The 20868-nt window shown below is 44.0% G+C and carries 17 protein-coding genes; 13 read left to right on the top strand and 4 right to left on the bottom strand.

Annotated features, from left to right (window positions below):
• The first annotated feature begins 14 nt into the window (after window positions 1–14).
• Window positions 15–275, top strand: a complete 261-nt coding sequence (locus AS158_RS07915) for an HPr family phosphocarrier protein (protein ID WP_008193712.1) — start codon at window positions 15–17, stop codon at window positions 273–275.
• A gap of 19 nt (window positions 276–294) precedes the next feature.
• Window positions 295–1947, top strand: coding sequence for a phosphoenolpyruvate--protein phosphotransferase (ptsP, locus tag AS158_RS07920; RefSeq protein ID WP_008193710.1), 1653 nt, complete (start codon window positions 295–297; stop codon window positions 1945–1947).
• Window positions 1948–1979: 32 nt separating this feature from the next.
• Here the strand turns inward: ptsP and fsa are convergent, their stop codons facing one another.
• From fsa to AS158_RS07935, 3 genes are all read right to left on the bottom strand, one after another.
• A complete protein-coding gene (fsa, locus tag AS158_RS07925; RefSeq protein WP_008193708.1) occupies window positions 1980–2636 on the bottom strand; it encodes a fructose-6-phosphate aldolase in 657 nt (218 codons plus the stop codon).
• A 98-nt stretch (window positions 2637–2734) separates the two neighbouring features.
• Window positions 2735–3685: a carbohydrate kinase gene (locus AS158_RS07930; RefSeq protein WP_008193704.1), complete on the bottom strand. Its 951-nt coding sequence runs from the start codon at window positions 3683–3685 to the stop codon at window positions 2735–2737.
• A 13-nt stretch (window positions 3686–3698) separates the two neighbouring features.
• Window positions 3699–4892: a LacI family DNA-binding transcriptional regulator gene (locus tag AS158_RS07935; protein WP_008193701.1), complete on the bottom strand. Its 1194-nt coding sequence runs from the start codon at window positions 4890–4892 to the stop codon at window positions 3699–3701.
• Between the two features lie 85 nt (window positions 4893–4977).
• Here AS158_RS07935 and AS158_RS07940 point away from each other — a divergent pair, with 85 nt between their 5' ends.
• From AS158_RS07940 to AS158_RS07985, 10 genes are all read left to right on the top strand, one after another.
• Window positions 4978–5997 carry an NAD(P)-dependent alcohol dehydrogenase gene (locus tag AS158_RS07940; RefSeq protein ID WP_008193698.1) on the top strand — a complete coding sequence of 340 codons (1020 nt, stop codon included), beginning with the start codon at window positions 4978–4980 and terminating at the stop codon, window positions 5995–5997.
• A 41-nt stretch (window positions 5998–6038) separates the two neighbouring features.
• The gene (locus AS158_RS07945; RefSeq protein ID WP_008193694.1) at window positions 6039–7460 is read left to right on the top strand and encodes an extracellular solute-binding protein; all 1422 of its coding nucleotides are present in this window, start codon (window positions 6039–6041) and stop codon (window positions 7458–7460) included.
• 25 nt (window positions 7461–7485) lie between these two features.
• Window positions 7486–8358, top strand: coding sequence for a sugar ABC transporter permease (locus AS158_RS07950; protein WP_008193691.1), 873 nt, complete (start codon window positions 7486–7488; stop codon window positions 8356–8358).
• Between the two features lie 3 nt (window positions 8359–8361).
• Entirely contained in the window at window positions 8362–9198 is an 837-nt protein-coding gene (locus AS158_RS07955) for a carbohydrate ABC transporter permease (protein WP_008193689.1), read from the top strand.
• 211 nt (window positions 9199–9409) lie between these two features.
• Window positions 9410–10183, top strand: a complete 774-nt coding sequence (locus AS158_RS07960; RefSeq protein ID WP_165304819.1) for a glucose 1-dehydrogenase — start codon at window positions 9410–9412, stop codon at window positions 10181–10183.
• A gap of 12 nt (window positions 10184–10195) precedes the next feature.
• The gene (locus tag AS158_RS07965) at window positions 10196–11152 is read left to right on the top strand and encodes a mannitol dehydrogenase (RefSeq protein ID WP_165304820.1); all 957 of its coding nucleotides are present in this window, start codon (window positions 10196–10198) and stop codon (window positions 11150–11152) included.
• Between the two features lie 15 nt (window positions 11153–11167).
• On the top strand, window positions 11168–12613 hold the full coding sequence (locus AS158_RS07970; RefSeq protein WP_165304821.1) for an FGGY-family carbohydrate kinase: 1446 nt from the start codon (window positions 11168–11170) through the stop codon (window positions 12611–12613).
• 16 nt (window positions 12614–12629) lie between these two features.
• A complete protein-coding gene (locus AS158_RS07975; RefSeq protein ID WP_008193680.1) occupies window positions 12630–13451 on the top strand; it encodes a fructose-bisphosphate aldolase in 822 nt (273 codons plus the stop codon).
• A 14-nt stretch (window positions 13452–13465) separates the two neighbouring features.
• Window positions 13466–14806 (top strand): alpha-L-fucosidase, encoded by a 1341-nt coding sequence (locus AS158_RS07980; RefSeq protein ID WP_008193678.1) that lies wholly within the window; start codon window positions 13466–13468, stop codon window positions 14804–14806.
• Window positions 14803–16224 (top strand): L-fucose/L-arabinose isomerase family protein, encoded by a 1422-nt coding sequence (locus tag AS158_RS07985; protein ID WP_165304822.1) that lies wholly within the window; start codon window positions 14803–14805, stop codon window positions 16222–16224. Before AS158_RS07980 ends, AS158_RS07985 begins: the two co-directional genes overlap by 4 nt.
• Before the next feature lie 16 nt (window positions 16225–16240).
• On the opposite strand, the gene yicI is transcribed toward AS158_RS07985, so the two are convergent.
• Window positions 16241–18535, bottom strand: a complete 2295-nt coding sequence (gene yicI, locus AS158_RS07990; protein ID WP_165304823.1) for an alpha-xylosidase — start codon at window positions 18533–18535, stop codon at window positions 16241–16243.
• Between the two features lie 320 nt (window positions 18536–18855).
• Between yicI and AS158_RS07995 the strand changes: the two genes are divergently transcribed.
• Complete coding sequence (locus AS158_RS07995; RefSeq protein WP_008193671.1) at window positions 18856–20832, top strand: ABC transporter substrate-binding protein; 1977 nt, start codon at window positions 18856–18858, stop codon at window positions 20830–20832.
• Window positions 20833–20868 lie beyond the last annotated feature (36 nt).

Raw genomic sequence — 20868 nt, forward strand, 5'->3', positions numbered from 1 at the left:
AGGTAGATTATCTGATGGTTGAAGCGAAGATTACATTAAAAAATCCAACGGGACTACATGCGAGACCTGCCAGTATCTTTGTATCGGAAGCTGGAAAACTTAAAAGTGATATCTTCATAGTAAAAGAAGGGAAGGAAGCGAATGCGAAGAGCATCCTCCAAGTTTTGGCAATGGGAATAAAACAGGGTGACGAGATCATTCTTAGAGCTTCCGGTGAAGACGAGGAAGAGGCAATAAAGAGACTGACAGAATTGCTGGAAAACCTAGCAGAATGATATGGGGGTAAGAGACATTATGTTAATGAAAGGAATTCCAGCATCTGAGGGTATTGAACTGGGAAAAGCATATGTTCTGCAAGAAGAAGCCGACACCGATAGCGGTTTCCAAGAATATAATGGGAAGCATTATGAACTGGAAAGATTCTTTAAGGCAATAGATGAAGCAAAGAAACAAATAAGGGAATTGAAAAAAAAGGCTCAGGAGGAATTGAGTGAAAAGGATGCAATGATATTCGAAGCCCATTTATTGATACTTGATGATCCCGAGTTTCTAAAAATGGTTGAGAGAAAGATAGATGAAGGAAAGAACGTTTCAGTAGCTGTTAAAGAATCTATTCGCTTTTTTGAGGAAATGCTTTTGGGTTTGAATGACGAATATATGAAGGAACGAGCGGTTGATGTAAAAGATGTTGGAATAAGACTCATCAGAATATTATCAGGGAAATCGGAGCCTGATCTTTGGAATATACCTGAGGATTGTGTTTTGGTAGCAAAAGACCTGACACCATCTCAAACAGCAAAAATGAGAAAAGAACGCATCAAAGCCATTGTGCTGGAAAAAGGCGGGAAAACCTCTCATGCTGTTATTATTGCCAGATCTTTTGGTATTCCGCTGATTTTGGGAGTTAAGGAAGCCACCCGAATGATTAAAAATGGAGATCTTCTAATTGTTGATGGCAACATAGGATTAGTTCATGTGAATCCCGAAAAAAGTGTTTTGGAAAATTACAGAGAACGAATAATAGATCAATACAAGGAAAGAATGGAATTGAGAGATATTCTTCACCTTGAAACCAGAACATCTGATGGGAGAAGAATAAAACTTTTTGCAAACATAGGAAATTTGGAGGAGCTTGACATCGCTTTAAAGAATAACGCAGAGGGAATAGGACTTATGAGAACAGAAATTCTATTCATGAATAGAGAAAAGCCACCATCTGAAGAAGAGCAGTTCAAGTTCTATAGGACTGTTTTGGAAAGAATGAGGGGTAAGCCTGTTATAATAAGAACCCTGGACGTTGGCGGAGATAAGATAATACCTTATTTGTATGCAGAGATAGGAAAAGAAGAAAATCCCTTTCTTGGATATCGATCCATAAGATTGTGTTTGAACAGAAAAGATATTTTTAAAACACAGCTGAGAGCTCTTTTAAGAGCTTCTATTTATGGAAATCTAAAGATTATGTTTCCAATGATAAGTTGTGAAGAGGAAGTTTTAAAAGCAAAAACCATATTGGAAGAGTGTAAAGAAGAATTGCGAAAGGAAGGAATATCTTTCGATAGGAATGTAAAGGTTGGAATAATGGTAGAAACTCCAGCGGCTGCTCTCATATCTGATATCCTTGCAAAAGAAGTTGACTTCTTCAGTATTGGTACAAATGATCTAATTCAATACACTCTGGCAGTCGATAGAACAAATGAATCTGTCTCCTACTTGTACAATCCATCTCACCCTGCTATTTTACGACTCATCAAAATGACGATTGAGAATGCCCATAAAAATGGTATCGAGGTTGGTGTGTGTGGTGAAGTTGCTTCAGATGAGAATTTTGTTCCTAAATTAATTAAATTAGGAGTAGATGAGTTGAGTGTAAATCCTTCTAAAATACTTGTGATAAAAAAGAAAGTTCTTCAAACAAAATCTAATGAAGATATCATCAACATGTAGCTCATGAAAAAGCCCGCCGGGTGGCGGGCTCTTTATTTCTTCAGGTTCTCCAAATACTTTTTCCAGTCTTCCATGAACCTTTCTATTCCAAGATCCGTCATTGGGTGTTTGAAGAGTCTCTCCAGCACGGCAAATGGTATTGTCACGATGTCCACACCCATGAGGGCTGCCTCCACCACGTGCATCGGATGTCTGATGCTTGCAGCGATGATCTCCGTCTCGAATCCGTAGTTGTCGTAGATCTCGACTATTTCGGCGAGCATTCTCATTCCATCGTTTGAGAGGTCGTCCATCCTTCCGATGAAGGGGCTCACGTAGGTTGCGCCCGCTTTGGCGGCGAGGATGGCCTGTGCCGGGCTGAACACCAGAGTCACGTTCGTCTTAATCCCTTCGGCAGAGAGTGTCTTCACCGCTCTGATTCCATCGGGTGTCATGGGTATCTTGATCACCACGTATTCGCTGAGCTGGGCAAGTTCTCTTGCTTCTTTCACCATACCCTTGTAATCAAGTGAAACAACCTCTGCGGAGACGGGTCCCTTCACCAGATCACAGATCTCTTTCACCCTTTGCTTGAACTCGGCTCCTTCTTTTGAGATCAGTGTGGGATTCGTTGTGACTCCATCGACGATTCCCCATTCGACACCTTTTTTGATCTCCTCTAGATTTGCCGTGTCCAGAAAGATCTTCATCTTTCCACCTCCCAAAGGCTATTTTCTCTCATCTTCTTTAAGAGCCAACTGGGGATTTTTAGAAATTTCGGTTGGTTTTTGGTTAATGAAGTATCAACTCAACGTTTCTGGTTCGATAGAAAGGTTTCGACTTCATCTAACGTGGGCATCGCATCCACCCCACCTACCCTCGTGATGACGATGGCCGCAACGGCGTTTGCGAACCTTCCCATCTCAACGGCATCTTCAATCGTTTCTGGTTTTTTCTCCAGGTATTTGTGTATCAAAGCAGCCGTGAAGGAATCTCCACATCCCGTTGCGTCGACTGGTTCTACCTTGAAAGCAGGTACCATACGCACTTTACCTCTGTACTTCACAAGACATCCCTTCTCTCCCATTGTTACAAAGAGCACTGCATCTTCTCTTATCGGAATCTTCTCAACGGAAGTTTCCAGATCTTCCTGGAAGATGTATTCCAGATCCTTGTCGCTGAGTTTCACAATATCTACCTTCGAAGAGATCTCGAGAAAGTCCTTCACGAAGGTGTTTCTGTCTTCTATCAGTGAGGGTCTCACGTTCGGATCGTAAGAGACGGGCTTCCCTTCTTCCAAAAACGTTTCCATCACTTTCAAATAGGCGCTTCTCGATGGTTCAACGGCAAGAGAATATGATCCGATGTGAAGGAAAGAAAATTGTGCGGGGTTGATGTTCACTTCTTCCGGTCTCAGATTCGTATCGGCTGGTTTTTCTCTGAAGAAGACGAAATCCGGATTTCCCTGAGCGTCTCTTGCCACAAAAGCGAGGGTAGTCTTACAAGAAGAATCGAAGATGATGTGTGTTGTGTCTATGCCTTCTTTTTTCATCACCTCAAGTAGGAACTCGGAGAACTGGTCTCCTCCAAGTTTTCCGAGAAAGGAAACTTCTCTTCCCAGTCTTCTGAGGGCAACGGCGACGTTCAGAGGAGAACCTCCCGCTTTTTTTCTGAAGAGCTCACTCTGTGAAAGGTTCTTTCCTTTGTCCTCGGAGATGAAATCGATGAGGATTTCGCCGGTACAGAGGATGGTAGCCATGATAGTACCTCCCTCACTTTATTGTCGATACAGAAAGTCTTTTTAAGAATTTCACTTTTAAAACAATTTGCATTTTGGTGTTGTTATGCTTTTTATTTTTTAGTTTATTCAATAGAATGGTAGCAGCAATTAATCCTATCTCTCTGGGATCTTGTGAAACACAGGTGATGGGGGGTTCAAATATTTCATTCCATGGTGCATCATCGAAGCTCACTATTGAAACATCTTCTGGTATTTTCAAAGCCATTTCTTTTGCAGCTCTCAAACAACCAAGGGTCATATGATAGCTACCTATTATCACTGCTGTTGGCCTTTCTTTTGAACGCATGAGGTTGAGGAAAGCTTCCCTTGCATCTTCTTCTGAAGATTTTCCATCAATTAACCATTCTTCTTTGAAGACTATTTTGTCTTTGTACTCAAGGAAAGTTTTCAAACGAATTTCAGAAGTGTAGATACCTCGCAATGGATGAATGAATCCTATTTTTTTATGACCCCGCGAAATCAAATAGTCCATCAATAGCTTCATTCCCTCTGAATTGTCAGATATAACATAATCTGTCTCTATTCCTTCAACCAATCTGTCAAAAAATACAACAGGGATTTTATATTCGTTTATTATTACCTCGTAAAGCTCTTTGTTTTCCTTAAAATTCGCAGGTGCTGAGAGTATTCCTTCGACTTTTTGATTTACCAAAATCTTGAGATGTTCTTCCTCCTTTTTTGGATCGTCTTCGGTGGGGCAAAGCAACAATCGATACCCAAGATGGTACAATGCTCTTTCTACACTTTCAACTATTAGAGCAAAAAAATCACCCTTTAACTCAGGAACAAGAATTCCTACCAATTTTGTTGTACCGCTCTTCAAACCGATTGCCAATGGATTGGGTGTGTATCCTAGTTCTTCGGCGAGTTTTATAATTTTTTCACGCAAACGTTTGCTGACGCCAGGCTTTCCGTTTAAAGCGCGAGAAACCGTTGAAACAGAAACGTTCAATCGTTGAGCAATATCTTTTAAAGAAATTCCTTTCAAATTATCACCTCCAAATCTTATTTTCTGTTTTTCGCTTTTTATTTTAGCATTATGTCTTATTACGTGGCAATATGTAATCAAAAGCATGAGAAAAAGAAAGAAAATGGGCAGTAATTCAAAATAATCAAGGATAATGGTTAATGAGTATGAAAAATAGGGAATTTTGGCCCTTGACATTTGAACAAATCTCTATGTAAAATAACGGTGAAAGCAAACGTTTGAGTTACCAAAAAATGATGAAGGTTACAGAAGGAGTGATAACATGAAAGCAGTTTATCTGGTGAGACCTAAAGAATTTGAAATGAGAGAGATTGAAATTCCCTCTCCTGGCCCTGGCGAAGTGTTAATAAGGATTAAAGCAGTAGGGATATGCGGTTCCGATATTCATTACTACCAGCATGGGAGAATAGGAAATTTCGTAGTTGAAAAACCTATTATTCTTGGACATGAAGCAGCAGGTGAAGTTGTGGAAGTAGGAGAGGGAGTAGAAGATTTGAAACTGGGTGACAGAGTCGCTATCGAACCTCAAGTACCTTGTAGAAAATGTAAATACTGCAAATCAGGAAGATACAATCTGTGCCCAGATGTAAAATTTTGGGCAACTCCTCCTATTGATGGTGCTTTCAGAGAATACGTGACACATCCAGCAGATTTTTGCTTTAAACTTCCAGAAAACGTCTCATATGAAGAGGGAGCAATGATAGAGCCTCTATCGGTGGGATTGTGGGCAGTCGAACGATCGGGAGTCAAACCCGAACACAAAGTTGCAATACTTGGTTCAGGAACCATCGGAATTATGGTGTTTCAAAGTTTAAAAGCGGTGGGAGTAACAGATGTAACAGTTTTTGATATCTTTCCTTCGAAATTGGAAATTGCGAAGAATTTAGGGGCGAAAAGAGTAGCAATAGTGGAAAAAAGAGAAGATTATGAGGCTTTTCATAACAGTTTTGATGTTGTTTTTGAAACAGCCGGCAGTGAAACAACTGTTTCTGAAGTGCCTTATCTTCTTTCGAGAGGAGGAACGGGAATTTTAGTAGGTTTACCTCCTTCAAACACTGTTCCCCTGAATGTCAATGAGTTGATTGCCAAAGAAGCTAGGATAGAGACAGTTTTCAGGTATGCAAACACCTATCCCAGAGCCATAAAATTGATTTCTGAAGGAAAATTTGTGTTAAAATCTTTGATTTCCAAATATTTTAATTTGGATAATTTAGCAGGAGCCTTTGAATATGCTATAAATCATAGATCAAATGTGGTCAAAGTTATGGTTGTTAACGAATAATCGGTGAGAAAGATCGATATTTCATAGAGGAGGTGTTTTGTATGAAGAAGTTTGTTACGAAGGTTGTTTTAAGTGCGTTATTGGTAGTGGCCATTCTTAGTTTTTCCCAAAATTCGTGGTGGGCAGAAGCAGCAAAGCCGTACAAAGGAATAACCATAAGAGGGATTAGCGAAAGTACCCCTCCTTCTAAGTACATTAAGGAAGTTTTAGCACCGTTGTTTGAAAAGGAAACAGGTATTAAAGTCATTCTTGAAACAACATCTTGGGATCAGATGTACGATAAGTCTATAAAAGATATGGAAATGGGAACGGGTGTTTATGATTTTGTTTACGTTGAACAAGACATCATATATTCGTATCTACACCGAGGTTTTTTGACTGATCTAACTGCTTTTATGAAAGAGAAATCGAACCTCGTTCACCTAGAACTTGATCTTGAAGATTTCACCAACTTTATAAACTATTTCAAAGATCCTAAAACAGGTCATCTTTTTGGTTTGCCATTTGAAGCTTTTGTAAAACCATATGTTTATCGAAAAGATCTTTTTGATGATCCTAACGTAAGGAAAGAATATAAGGAAAAATACGGCAAGGAATTGGAACCTGCAAAAACTCCTGAAGAATATCTGGAAATAGCGAAATTTTTCACTGAATATGCTCAAAAACATAATTTGGAGCTTTGGGGTACAACTGTGCAGGGAGCTTCTCATCCATCTTGTTTCTATGAATTTGTAGAGACTATACTTCCTATGTTTGGTGTCTATAATTGGGGTATTAACTTGAATAACTATCGAGCCTCCGTTGAAAATGGAGGACAGCTCAATGGTGAAAAAGCAAAGAAAGCTTTAAGATGGTGGGTGGAGTTAGTGAAATATGCACCGCCTGAAGCATTGCAGAGTACATGGGATGAAGTGGCAGCTACAATGGCTGCTGGTCGAGCTGCTCAAGGATTTGTATACGGAGAGAATGTTTGTTGGATAGCTACTGATGAAGCGCGTTCTAAAGTGGTTGGGAAAATTGGAGTAGCGCTCCCGCCTGCTTATCCTGAGGTAAAGGAAGATGCCATTAAAGGAAGAGGTTACATTGGTTACTATGATGGAGGTGCATTTGGAATACCAAAAACTTCTAAGCACAAAGAAGCTGCCTTACTGTTCATTCAGTGGGTTACCGCAAAGGAAAATCAAGTCCCATTTGCTCTAGCAACTGGGAGGGTAGTAAGAAAAAGTACGTTTGAAGATCCAGAGCTTAAAAAGGCTGATCCTAAATTCAGCTATTATTTCTCCTTCATGGAAAAATACGGTAAGTTGTTTGCAGGTGCTCCTCCATTCCCATTCCACTCCATAATTGTTGATATGGGATATCCGTACATTGCAAGAGCTCTGAGAGGGGAAATATCACCTGATGAAGCTCTGGACGAACTAGCTAAAAAGATCGATGAAACACTTGCAGAACTAGGATATTGAAAACAAAGCGTGGAGGGATTGAAAAATGAAAATATCGGAAGAACGCAAAGGTTGGGGGCTGCTGGCCCCCACCATTGTAATCCTTCTTTTTGTAGGAGTTGTTCCCTTCATATATGCACTGTTCCTTTCTTTTTACAGATGGAACATCTTCAGTGCCACGGGTAAACCCATCTGGATAGGAGCCGACAATTTTAGAAAATTGGTATTCGACGAAGCTTTCTTGTCATCTTTGGGTAAGAATTTGTTGTTCGCTGGAATAGTCGTCCCTCTTGAGACCTTCTTGGGTTTGATGCTTGCTATTTCATTGATGAAACCTTATAGATTTAGAAATGCTTTCAGATTGATTCATACTTTGCCTCTTGCGATGCCACCGATTGCCATAGGTGCCATGTGGAAATTGATGACAAATCCTGGTCTTGGAATAATTTACAGATATTTAGAAAAAATAGGGATTGTGTACAACATAGGAAGAAGCTCCACTCAGGCCTTTTGGACGGTTGTGCTTATGGACGTTTGGCACTGGACACCCTTTGTTACTCTTTCGTTCCTTGCAGGATTATCAGCTTTGCCACGTTCTCCTTTTGAGCAGGCTCAGATAGATGGGGCAAACAGATGGCAAACCTTTTGGCATGTTACTTTACCTTTGTTAAAACCAGTGAGCTTAACTGTTGTCTTCATTCGTTTGATGGATGCCCTAAGAATAGTAGATGAGGTGTGGATGCTTACAGGAGGAGGGCCTGGAACAGCCACAAGGTTTACTGGTATACATGTTTGGAGAATGGTGTTTTCCAGAACAGACTACGGTTATGGATCTGCTATCTCTGTTTTTCTGCTTTATTTGACCATAGTTCTAAGCTGGCTATTCCTCCAAGTAGTTACCAGACGCGAGGAGGGATAAAGGATGGCTATAAGGAAAAAAACTGTTTTCAAAGCATTATGGTATGTTCTTTGGATTTTTCTTTCCATTATCACTATTTTCCCGATCTACTGGACTTTGTTAGTCTCCCTGAGAACGAGGCTAGAAGTGTTTACAAGAACAGATCTTATTTTGAATTCTTTTTATTGGGAAAATTATATCCGTCCTCTTTTTAGGGATATATACGGAAAATTCCTCTTCAATTCTGTAATAGTCGCAACAGGAAATACCCTCCTTGTAATATTTCTAGCTTTTTTGGCTACTTTTTCCCTGTCGCGGTTCCGATTGCGTGGATCCAATAATATTTTCTTCTGGACACTAACAAATAGAATGGCACCACCCGCTGCTTTTACTCTTCCTATTTACCTCCTGTTTGCAAAAGTGCTTCCGTTTTTCTATGACACACATTTTGCTCTGATTCTGGTTTACTGTGTCTTTAACCTACCATTTGCTATATGGTTACTCAAAGGAACAATAGATGGTATTCCAAAAGAAATTGACGAAGCAGCATTAGTAGATGGTGCAAATTTATGGCAATTAATATGGAAGATTATATTCCCGGTAGCACGGCCAGGTATAATGGCAGCAGCAGTCTTAACTTGGTTGTTTTCGTGGAATGAATATCTATTTGCATCGACTTTGACTAATTTCAGAGCTCGAACAATGCCAACAGGATTGGCAGAATTCGTAACCGTTACAGGAACAAACTGGGGTGAAATGGCTGCTATGACAATTGTTACTATGATTCCCGCTTTTGTTTTCCTTTTCCTTGTTCAGAAGTATATAGTTGCTGGAATGACATTCGGTGCTGTTAAGGAATAAGTTGTTCAAGAGGGGGAGAAATTATGAGTACAAGGTACAATCTGTTCGACCGGATTTTTATATCTGTTGTAATTTTTGTAGCCATACATCTTCTATGGATGAGGTTTCTCGAGAGCCTTTTACCCATCTACATAGCTACTGTTCTTTCTATTATAGTAGGAATATTTATTGTCACGAAGCTTCGATAATTCCGTATAGGGGGGATTATGGTATGCCAATTCTTGAAAGACTCTTTTCTTTAGAGGAAAAGGTTGCTCTGGTGACTGGTGGAGGACAGGGCATCGGGAAGGCGATCGCTCAGGCGCTGGCAGCGGCGGGTGCAGCTGCTTTAATCATGGACATAAACGAAGAAACAGCCAGAAGAGCGGTCGAAGAGATAAAAGAAAAAGGTGGCGAAGCAGATTTCTATGTTGGAGATGTGACAAAAGAAGAGGATTGTTTTGGAGCAGTCAAGAAGGCGCTGGACAGGTGGGGAAGACTCGACATAGGAGTCAACAACGCGGGAATAGGAGACTGGTGCGAAGCGGAGAATTATCCGGTTGAGAAATGGAAAAAGGTCATAGATGTGAATTTGGTTGGGGTGTTTCTTTCCGCAAAGGCAGAGTTTCACGCCATGAAGGAAAGAAAATACGGAAAGATCATAAACATCGCGTCCATGTCTGGCCACATCGTGAACAAACCTCAGAAACAGACAGCTTACAACGCTTCAAAAGCGGGTGTGATTCACCTCACCAGATCCCTGGCCGCCGAGTGGGCCCCATACGGAATCAGAGTGAACAGCATAAGCCCCGGGTACATCAGAACACCTCTTATAGAATCTCCAAACGTGAAAGATCTTGTTCCCCTCTGGCTCGACATGATCCCTCTTGGAAGACTGGGAGAGGTGGACGATCTGATAGGAGCTGCCATCTTCCTTGCAAGTCCTGCTTCGGATTACATGACAGGGCACGATCTTGTGATTGATGGAGGTTACACCGTCTGGTGAGGAGGTTAGAATATGAAAGTACTTTTGATAGAAAAACCCGGTACTGTAAGTGTTGTGGAAAAAGAGATACCCGTTCCTGGTGAAGATCAGACCCTCGTGAAAGTACTCGCGTGCGGTATTTGTGGAACCGACTACAAGATATTCTCTGGAGGCACCAACGCCAACTATCCAGTTGTTCCAGGGCATGAGATCGTCGGCGCCGTTGAAAGATCGGGTGTTTTCAAAAAGGGGCAGATGGTTGTGATCGATCCCAACAGATCCTGTGGAAAGTGTGACTACTGTAGAAAAGGTATGCCTCAGTTCTGTGAGAACCTTCGAGCAACAGGTGTGACAGAACCAGGAGGATTTGCAGAATACGTGCTCGTGGAGAACTCACAGGTTTATCCTGTGAGAAATGTACCCGCAGAAAGAGCCGTTTTCGCAGAACCGCTTTCCTGTATTCTCGAAGGAGTTAAGATGGTGAAACACGGATTCCACGACAGAATCCTCGTAGTCGGAGCAGGTAGTATAGGTGTGATTTTTGGTTTGATCTTCAAGAAAATTTTTCCGGGTGCAGAGATAGTCCTTGCGGAGAAGGACGAGAAACGCGCGGAATACGTTGTACAAAATTTTGGATTGAAAGTGGATGAACCGAAAGGTGAGTACGATCTCACTGTCGAGTGCTCTGGTACGGTGGGAGGGTTCAAAGCTTGCTTTGAGCACACAGGAAAAGGTGGAACCCTCCTTCAGTTCAGCGTCATCTCCAAAGACAAGACGGTTGAGATCTCACCGTTCGAGATCTATCGAAAGGAGATGAAACTGCTCGGGTCTTACCTGAATCCTTTTACAATGAAAGAAGCGGTGAAGATCATAGAATCTGGAGAGTTTCCCTTCGAAAAACTTGTCACCGATCGTCTGGATCTTGAAGGGGTGAAAGAATACCTGTCGTCTCACAAAAAGGCATTGATGAAGGGAATTTTTTCTCAGTAAGGTGAGGGATCGTTTGTGTATTGCGGTATAGATGTGGGGACAACCAACACGAAAGTTCTGGTGTTCAATGATTATTTCAAAGTGGTGTTTTTGGAAAAATTCAAAACGCCGGTGATTTCCAGTGAAGAGGGCGATTTTCTGTCATCAAAAAAGCTTTTTGAAGAGATATTGAGATCTCTCAAAGAAATTCCAGAGGAGGTAAAAAAGAAGATAGGAGCTATTGGAATTTCTTCACTCGGAGAAACGGTGTTTCCAATATCGAAAGATGGAGAAGTACTTCAGGACGGAATGATGTGGTACAACAAAAGTGTTCTGAGGGAATACAGAGAGTTTCTGGAAAGAGTTCCACCGATTGTGATATTCAAAAAAACAGGGTTATGGCCTTCGTGGATATACTCTGTGTTCAAAATGAAGAGGTTCTACAAAAGAAATGAAGAACTGAGTCAAAGAGTTTACAAATGGCTCGATGTGACAAGTTTGATTGCCTTTTTGTTGACAGGAAACGTCGTGATGGACAGGGCACACTCCTCAAGAACGTTGTTGATGAACATACTCACGGGAGAATGGGACGATGAATTAGTGGAAACATCTGGCATTCCAAAAGAACACCTTCCCGAAGTTGTAGATAGTGGAGTTCCACGAGGAAAGATAGGGGAAGAAATTTCCAAAGAAATCGGTTTTCCTGAGGATGTGATTGTAACAACAGCTGGTCAGGACCATATAACAGCTTCCTATGCCGTTGGTGTTCACGATGAAACCAAGTTGATGGATTCTTCTGGCACGACAGAGGCTATGCTCTGGACGGTCGGTAGAGAAACTTTGGAGGGGTACCTGAAGAAGGCTCCAAAGGTGTTCCAAGCTGGTTTCCACTGTATCCCTGGTAAGTACTATCTTCTCACAGGTCTTCCCACGGGTGGATTCTGTATCGACTGGCTCCTCAACAAAATTCTCAAGGAAGATTACTCCGTTTTCAGGATGTTTAAATACCAAAAGAACACAGCCTTTTTCTTCCCCTACCTCCGTGGTACGTTCGACAGGGAAGAGATCGGAGGAGCGTTCCTCAACTTAAAAGACACGGATGATCGAGATGTTATCATCTCTGCTGTTCTTGAATCGATCGCTTTCGAAATGAGAGGTTGTCTTAGCGAATTCGAGAAACTGGGATTGAAAAACTATGAGGTTGTGGCAACGGGTGGTGGTAGTCAGCTAAGAGAGTGGTTAAAGGTAAAAGCAAGTGTTTTCGGCAGAGCCGTGAAAGTCTTCTCTGTTCACGAGAGCGTCGCTCTTGGTGCTGCTATGATAGCCAAAATCGCAAAAACAGGCCAAAAGAATTGGGAAGAGTTTTTCAAAAGAATTTCTCAAAACTTTGAATATGAATATTTCTACCCGGGTGAGAGCGATTACTTTCAAAGGAAATATCTTGAGTATTTAAAACTCAGAAACAAAATTTATGGATTCTAGAAAAGGAGTGAGTTGGATGCATGGTGGAAAGGCGGTGAGATTTTCAAGGTTTTTGAATCCGAAATCTGGTAGGTCTCTTATTATCGCTTTAGATCATGGTTTGATGTTTGGAAACGTAGAGGGACTGGAGGATCCTGTGGAAACTTTAGAGAGAGCGATACCCTGTGGTGTGGATGGGGTTCTTTTGAGTCCTGGCGTGGCGAGATTGACAGATCAGTTGTTCAGAGGGAAAAGCGCCCCTGCTCGGATTCTAACAATAGATCTTCCAATGGGTTCAACTGTTCCGGGAGGATTCGAAAAAGTATTCGCCCATAAGCTGATATACTCCATAGAACAGGCAGTGAAAATGGCAGTGGATGCCGTGAAGATTCTATTTCCATGGGGATTAGAAAAGAGTGCACAAGCCGAAGTAGTTCAAGTGATATCAAAGGCCGTTGAAGAATGTGAGCATTGGGATATGCCACTGGTAGTCGAACCGGTTTTGTGGGGGGAGAATGTTTCAGAGGGGAACGATCTTGATCTCATAGAATCTGCTGCGAGAATAGCCGTGGAGATAGGAGCGGACATTTTGAAGATTCAATTCTTGGGGGAAAGTCGTCTCTCTCGGATAATTCATAGGCTTCGTGTTCCCGTTTTTGTGCTCGGGGGTCCAAAGTCAGACGATCCAAGACAGATCCTGAAGGTGGTTCAGGAATCGATGAGGTCAGGTGCAAAAGGAGTGATATTTGGAAGAAACTTATGGCAGAGAGAAAACATGGAAGAAGTCCTGACAGCCCTGAAATACATCATACACGATGACTTGAGCTATGAGGAAGTTATCCAGAAGTTTAATTTGTAGAAGGGGGATGCACAGTGAGTCATCGTTACAAACCCACATGGGAATCTCTGAGGGAACACACAGTACCGAAATGGTTCGACGAAGCAAAATTTGGGATCTTTATCCATTGGGGAATTTACTCTGTTCCGGGATGGGCGACGCCCACCGGTGAACTCGGTAAAGTGCCGATGGATGTGTGGTTTTTCCAGAATCCATACGCGGAGTGGTACGAAAATTCCCTTCGGATCAAAGAAAGTCCCACCTGGGAATACCACGTGAAGACCTACGGGGAAGATTTCGAGTACGAGAAGTTTGCAGATCTTTTCACCGCAGAGAAGTGGGATCCACATGAGTGGGCAGATCTCTTCAAAAAAGCAGGAGCGAAGTACGTGATTCCGACAACGAAACATCACGATGGATTCTGTCTGTGGGGGACGAAATACACAGATTTCAACTCCGTGAAGAGAGGACCGAAGAGAGATCTCATAGGAGATCTTGCAAAAGCCGTAAGAGAAGCAGGATTGAGATTTGGAGTGTACTATTCAGGTGGTCTGGACTGGCGCTTCACGACCGAGCCGATAAGATACTCTGAGGATTTCTCTTACATCAGGCCGAATACCTACGAATACGCAGATTATGCCTACAAACAGGTCATGGAACTTGTGGATCTGTACCTTCCCGACGTTCTTTGGAACGACATGGGCTGGCCGGAGAAAGGAAAGGAAGACCTGAAGTATCTCTTCACTTACTACTACAACAAACATTCAGAGGGTGCTGTGAACGACAGGTGGGGAGTGCCGCACTGGGATTTCAAAACGGCTGAGTACCACGTGAACTATCCGGGGGATCTGCCGGGCTACAAATGGGAGTTCACAAGGGGAATAGGACTCTCCTTCGGATACAACCGAAACGAAGGGCCGGAACACATGCTCTCTGTTGAACAGCTCATTTACACGCTCGTGGACGTTGTGAGCAAGGGAGGAAATCTCCTTTTGAACGTTGGGCCAAAGGGTGACGGAACGATTCCGGATCTGCAAAAAGAAAGGCTTCTAGGTCTTGGTGAATGGCTGAGAAAGTACGGAGATGCCATCTACGGTACTTCTGTCTGGGAAAGGTGCTGTGCGAAGACTGAGGACGGAACAGAGATCAGGTTCACCAGAAAATGTAACAGAATCTTTGCCATCTTTTTTGGCATCCCAGTCGGAGAAAAAATTGTAATTGAGGATCTCAATCTATCAGCAGGAACAGTGAAACATTTCCTGACGGGGGAGAGATTGAGTTTCAAAAATGTGGGGAAGAACCTGGAAATTATAGTACCCAAAAAGATTCTTGAAATAGACAGTATAACACTCGTGCTGGAGGCGGTGGAAGAATGAAGGAAAAGTACAGAGTAGGACTCATCAGCTTTTCCGATGGAAGAGAGTACGTGCACAGGGAACTTGAGGGCATTGTGAAAAAGTTCGAAGATGAGATAGCAAAAACTCTGGAAGAAACAGGAGAAGTGGAGGTAATCAGGGCGAAAGAAATCGTGTGGAAGCCTTCAATAGCGAAGAGAGAAGCAAGAAGACTCGCAGAAGAAGGAGCGGAAGTTACCATCTTTAACTACGCGGTGTGGGCGTTTCCTCACTTCACGGTTCTTGCGAGCAAATTCGCACCGGGACCGTTTCTACTTTTTTCCAACATAAACCCACAGTATCCTGGTATGGTTGCGATGCTCTCTGCGGCGGGAGCGCTGGAACAGGACGGAACGAAGCACTACAGGATGTGGGGCAGCATAAAAGACGAGAAAGTTCTCAGGAAAGTGATGGCATTCATCAGAGCGGGAAGCACATACAAAAAACTCAGGGGTCAGAGATACGGTGTGTTCGGTGGAAGATCGATGGGTATGTACACCGCCGTTCCTAACGTGGATCTGTGGAACAAGATCTTCGGTGTCGATGTGGAGCACATAGACCAGTTCGAGATCGTTCGAAGAAGCCAGCTGATACCGGACGAGCGTGCAAGAAAAGGAAGACTCTGGATCGAAGAGAAAGCGAAAGCGGTTCACTACGATGGGAAGTACCTCACACCAGAAAAGCTTGAACTCCAGATAAAGAGCTATCATGCGGTGAGGGAGATCGTGGAGGAGATGGAGCTGGACTTTGTGGGAATAAAAGGCCAGCTCGAACTCACAGAACACTTCGTAACGATGGATGTGACAGAGGCGTTTCTGAACGATCCCTACGACTGGGAAGGAGAGCACGAACCGATCGTGTGCGCAACAGAGGCAGATTCCGATGGGGCACTCACGATGCAGATATTCAAGCTGATTGCGAAAACACCCGTGCTCTTTGCGGACGTGAGACACTACGTGGAGGAGTACGATGTACTGGATCTGTGCAACTCAGGAAACCACGCAACGTACTTTGCAGCCAGATCGTTCAATCCAGACGAGAACATGAAGAAAGTGGAGTTCTATCCACAGACGTTCTACTTCCCTGCAGGTGGTGCAGCGGTAAAACACATAGCAGCACCCGGAAAAGTGACACTTGGAAGACTCACGAGGGAAGATGGAAGGTACAGATTCACGGTCGTTCCCGGAGAGTTCGTGGACTTTGGGGAGGAGAAGAACTACGAGATAGCAGACAGCATACAGAACAACTGGCCGCACGCGTTTTTGAAGATGGAGACACCTATAGACGAATTCCTGGCCAAATATTCCTCCAACCACATCCACGGCGTCTACGGGGACTACGTGGAGGAGATCAAAACCTTCTGTGAAATAGCCAGTATCGATTTTGTGCTTATGAAATGAGGGCGCAGAAGCGCCCTCATTTTGTCTTTAAAATCGCTCTCTGGAAGCTGAGAACCACCTCTGTTCCTTTTTCTAGTTCTCTTGTCTCAGCTCCTTCCACAGCTTCAAGCCTTTCGTTCCAGAACAGCAGCTTCCATGGTTTTCTGGAGTCCTTCAGGACCTCAACGTGTATCTCGTTTCCTTTTCTCTCTACTTTCACACTCAATTCCACCTCGCCCCGTGTGTTGTAAACATGCGCTGTTTTGTTTGAAATTTCAAAAACGTTCAATGTGACACCGTCTGCGTAATCGTAATCCGGCCTGTCATCGACGGACCCTGTCGGAATTATGGAGTTCGGTCTTGTAAAGAGTGGGAGTCCGAAGTAGTCGTATTTTTCTGTTCTCCATCTTCCTCCTTCTACCCTCTCGCCGGTGAGAAAGTGAGTCCAGACTCCCTCTGGAAGGTAGTAGGTCACCTCTCCCGTCTCGCTGAAGATCGGAGCGACAAGGAGTGATTCTCCCAGCATGTACTGTCTGTCCAGATAGAGACAGGTGGGATCGTCTGGAAACTCAAGAATCATGGGTCTCATGACAGGGATTCCCCTCTCATGTACTTCGACTGCGCTGGCGAATATATAGGGCATGAGCTTGCACTTCAGTTTCGTGAAAAATCTGAGCACCTCCACCGCTTCCTCATCGAAGTTCCAGGGAACCTTGTACATCGAATTTCCGTGGAGCCTGCTGTGAGATGACAGAAGACCGAATGCCACCCATCTCTTGTACAGATCCGGTGTTGTGATGTCCTCGAATCCTCCGATGTCGTGACTCCAGAAACCGAAACCGCACAGTGCCAGAGAAAGACCTCCTCTCAAGGTTTCCGCCATGGACTCATAGGAAGCCAGACAATCTCCTCCCCAGTGGACCGGGAATTTCTGACTCCCTGCCGTTGCAGACCTTGCGAAGACGACAGCGTTTCTCTTTCCGAGTTTTCTCTCAATGGTTTCGAAGACCACTTTGTTGTACAGATAGGTGTAGTAGTTGTGCATCTTCTCAGGATCGGATCCGTCGTAATAGACCACATCTGTGGGAATCTTCTCTCCAAAGTCCGTCTTGAAACAGTCAACTCCCATATCTATCAATCTTTCCAGTTTTGAAGCGAACCACTTTCTGACTTCCGGATTCGTGAAATCGATGATCGCCATTCCTGGTTGCCAGTCGTCCGTCTGCCAGACATCTCCGTCTGGTTTTTTCAGGAAATAACCCTTTTCTTTTCCCTCGTCAAAGAGACTCGAAAACTGAGAGACATAGGGGTTTATCCAGACACACACCTTCAGGCCCTTCTCTTTGAGACGTTTCAACAACCCTTCAGGGTCGGGGAAGTTCTCCCTGTTCCACTCAAGATCCACCCAGTGAAACTCCTTCATCCAGAAGCAGTCGAAGTGAAAGACATGAAGGGGTATGTCACGCTCTCTCATGCCATCCACGAACTCCATCACAGTTCTCTCATCGTACTGTGTGGTGAAGGATGTGGTGAGCCAGAGTCCGAAACTCCAGGCAGGAGGAAGTTCTGGTCGTCCTGTGAGAAGTGTGTAGCGTTCCAGAACTTCTTTCAGATCTTTCCCGGCGATGATGAAATAGTCCAGAGTCTCTCCTTTCACACTGAACTGCACCTTTTCCACATGTTCTGTTGCGATTTCGAAGTCCACCTTTCCAGGATCGTTCACAAAGACACCGTATTTTCTGATGCTCACATAGAACGGGATGTTCTTGTAGGTCATATCGGAGATCGTTCCGGCGTCCTCGTTCCACATGACAACTCTCTGACCGTTTTTGACGAAAGGTGAGAACCTTTCTCCGAGACCGTAGATCATCTCTCCCACACTCAGGTGGAGTCTTTCAAGACAGAACCTCCCTTCTGGTGCCACGGCGTATCCCAGATCCGATTTCGTGAGGAAACGATCTTCGTAAAAGAATTCCACACCGAAGGGATTCTTCCTTATGATCGCTTTTGCCTTTCCTGAGGTGAAGATAAAACTTCCTTCTGTTTCTTTGATATCCGGTGTGAAGTTTTCGTCCTGGTAGATTTCGTAGTACGGGGGCTTTTCGAGTACTCCCTTGAAATGTCTGAACCGAATTCTTATTACGTTTTCAAACGGAGAGGAGATCTCGATCTCGAAGACCGGACCCTGAAGCGTCTGTCCCCGGTGCTCCACCCTCTGAAACGGCGATCGAAGGATCAATCTTTTTCCATCGCAGGAGTATTCGTACACCTGTTCTGGCCTGAACAACTGTACCCCCTCTCTCAATCTCCACAGCCCTTCCGTGAAACGCATTTTGACCCACCTCCTTTTGAACTAAGATTATCATGAAAGTGTTTTCACGCAGAGTTCGAATAATTCCTCTGAAACCAGATACCAGCGAATTATAGAAGATTAACGTCGAGTTTCTTTTCTGAAGGCTTTTTCAAATTAGGAAATACGATTTCAGATGAGAAAATTGACGGTAAAAATCGATATTTATCGATAGTTGTGAATAATTCCAGAAAATCGGATTTTTTCGTGTTTGGTTCTCTTTGTACAGCGGTGGTAGTATAATAACGAAGAAATTTCTTTAGAGGAAAAAAATAAAAACATTCATCAAAGGGGGTGTGTTCATGAGGAAAGTCTTTGTTTTTCTGCTCGTCTCACTGTTCATTGTGATTGGTCTTTCCTGGAGTGTCTACGCAACACCTGAAGACTACTACAAAGCCACGGGTAAAAGGATTGAAAAGTTCAACGAGGCACCTATGCTTGCGGAACTTGTGAAGCAAGGAAAGCTCCCACCGGTCGAGCAGAGACTTCCAAAGGAACCTCTTGTTGTAGTTCCTGAGGAGAGTGTAGGACAGTACGGTGGCACCTGGAGGAGAGTCTGGAAAGGACCTTCTGACAGGTGGGGTATTCCCAGAATCAACCAGGCGAGTCTTGTGTTCTGGGACAAGAACGGAGAGAAGTTTGTACCGGGAGTAGCGAAAAGCTGGGACATACTTGAAAATGGAAAAGTATATGTCTTTCATCTCAGAGAAGGCATGAAGTGGTCCGATGGTCATCCCTACACTTCCGAAGATATCCTTTTCTGGGTCGACGATATACTGGGGAATGATGAACTCACCCCTGCGAAACCCGCCTGGTACAGACTTCTCGACAGGGTGGAAGCTCCAGATCCCTACACGGTGAAATTCGTGTTCAAACAACCGTACGCTCTGTTTCTGCTTCAAGTGGCGAACAGAGGATTCACAGGCTCTCCAAAACATTTCTTGAAGCAATTCCACCCAAATTACACTCCTATGGAAGAGATCGAAAAGAAAATGGTTGAGGGTGTTCACAACACATGGGTAGATCTCTTCAATGACAAAAGTGATTTTCTCGAAAGTCTTGATCTGCCCGTTTTAACACCCTGGAAACCCGTCACAGATCCAACAGAACAGTTCTACATTCTCGAGAGGAACCCATACTTCTGGGCAGTTGACATCGAAGGGAATCAACTGCCTTACATTGACAGGATCAGACACGAATACGTTCAAAGTAGTGAAGTTATCATGTTGAAAGCAATCTCCGGAGAAATCGATATGCAGTGGAGGCACATCGGTCTTCTGGGACCCGGCCCGGGTGTTTTGCCGCTTCTTCTCGAAAACGCCAAGAGCGGTGGTTACAGGGTTTTGAGATGGAAAACCGACAATGGATCCGTGAGCATGGTGATGCTGAACATATCCGATCCGCCAGATCCTGTACTCGGAGAAGTTTTCAGGGATGTGAGATTCAGACAGGCGCTGTCACTTGCTATCAACAGAGAGGAGATCAACGAGATCCTCTTCAACGGACTGGCAGAACCAAGGCAAGCCTCGTTCGTGAGCGGATCTCCGTACTACGATCCTGAATGGGAGAAGGCGTATGCGGAGTATGACCCAGACAGAGCAAACAAGCTCCTCGACGAAATGGGACTGAAGTGGGACAGCAGGCACGAGTACAGACTCCTTCCCGATGGAAGACCTCTGAGATTCACCATACAGGTCACCGGTCAGACCCATGTTGATGTCTGGACAATGGTGAAAGAATACTGGAAACAGATAGGTGTTCGGGTCGAAATCGAGAACCTCGAAAGGTCACTCTACGATTCGAGGCTCAGTGCGCACGATTTCGATGCGCAGGCTTGGGTGATGGATAGGGCAAGCCAGCCTCTTGTGGATCCCCTATGGATCATTCCTGGAAGCACGGAGTACGCTTCTGCGTGGTACATTGGCTGGGCTGATTGGGCTGGTTCTTACCTTGAAGGAGAAGAATCTCTGAAGGAATATCTACAGCAGGAAGATGCGATCGTTCCACCCGAGGGTATAAAGGAGACTCTCGAAAAACTACTCGACGTATGGAAGGAGATTCAGAACACTTCCGATCCTGAAAAGATCAAGGAACTCATGAAAGAAGTAACGAAGATTCACAGAGAAAATCTCTGGATGATAGGAACGGTGGGCGAAGATATATCTCCTGCTATTGTCAAGAACAACTTCAAGAACGTACCGGAGGAACTGGTGACAGCAACGCCGTTCTTCAGCCCGTGGAACGCCATGCCGATACAGTTCTACATAGAACAGAAATGAGGAAGCCCCGGCGATCGCCGGGGTTTTTTGGAGGTG

Origin of the sequence: Thermotoga sp. 38H-to, assembly GCF_011057665.1 — a bacterium.
Lineage (GTDB): Bacteria > Thermotogota > Thermotogae > Thermotogales > Thermotogaceae > Thermotoga.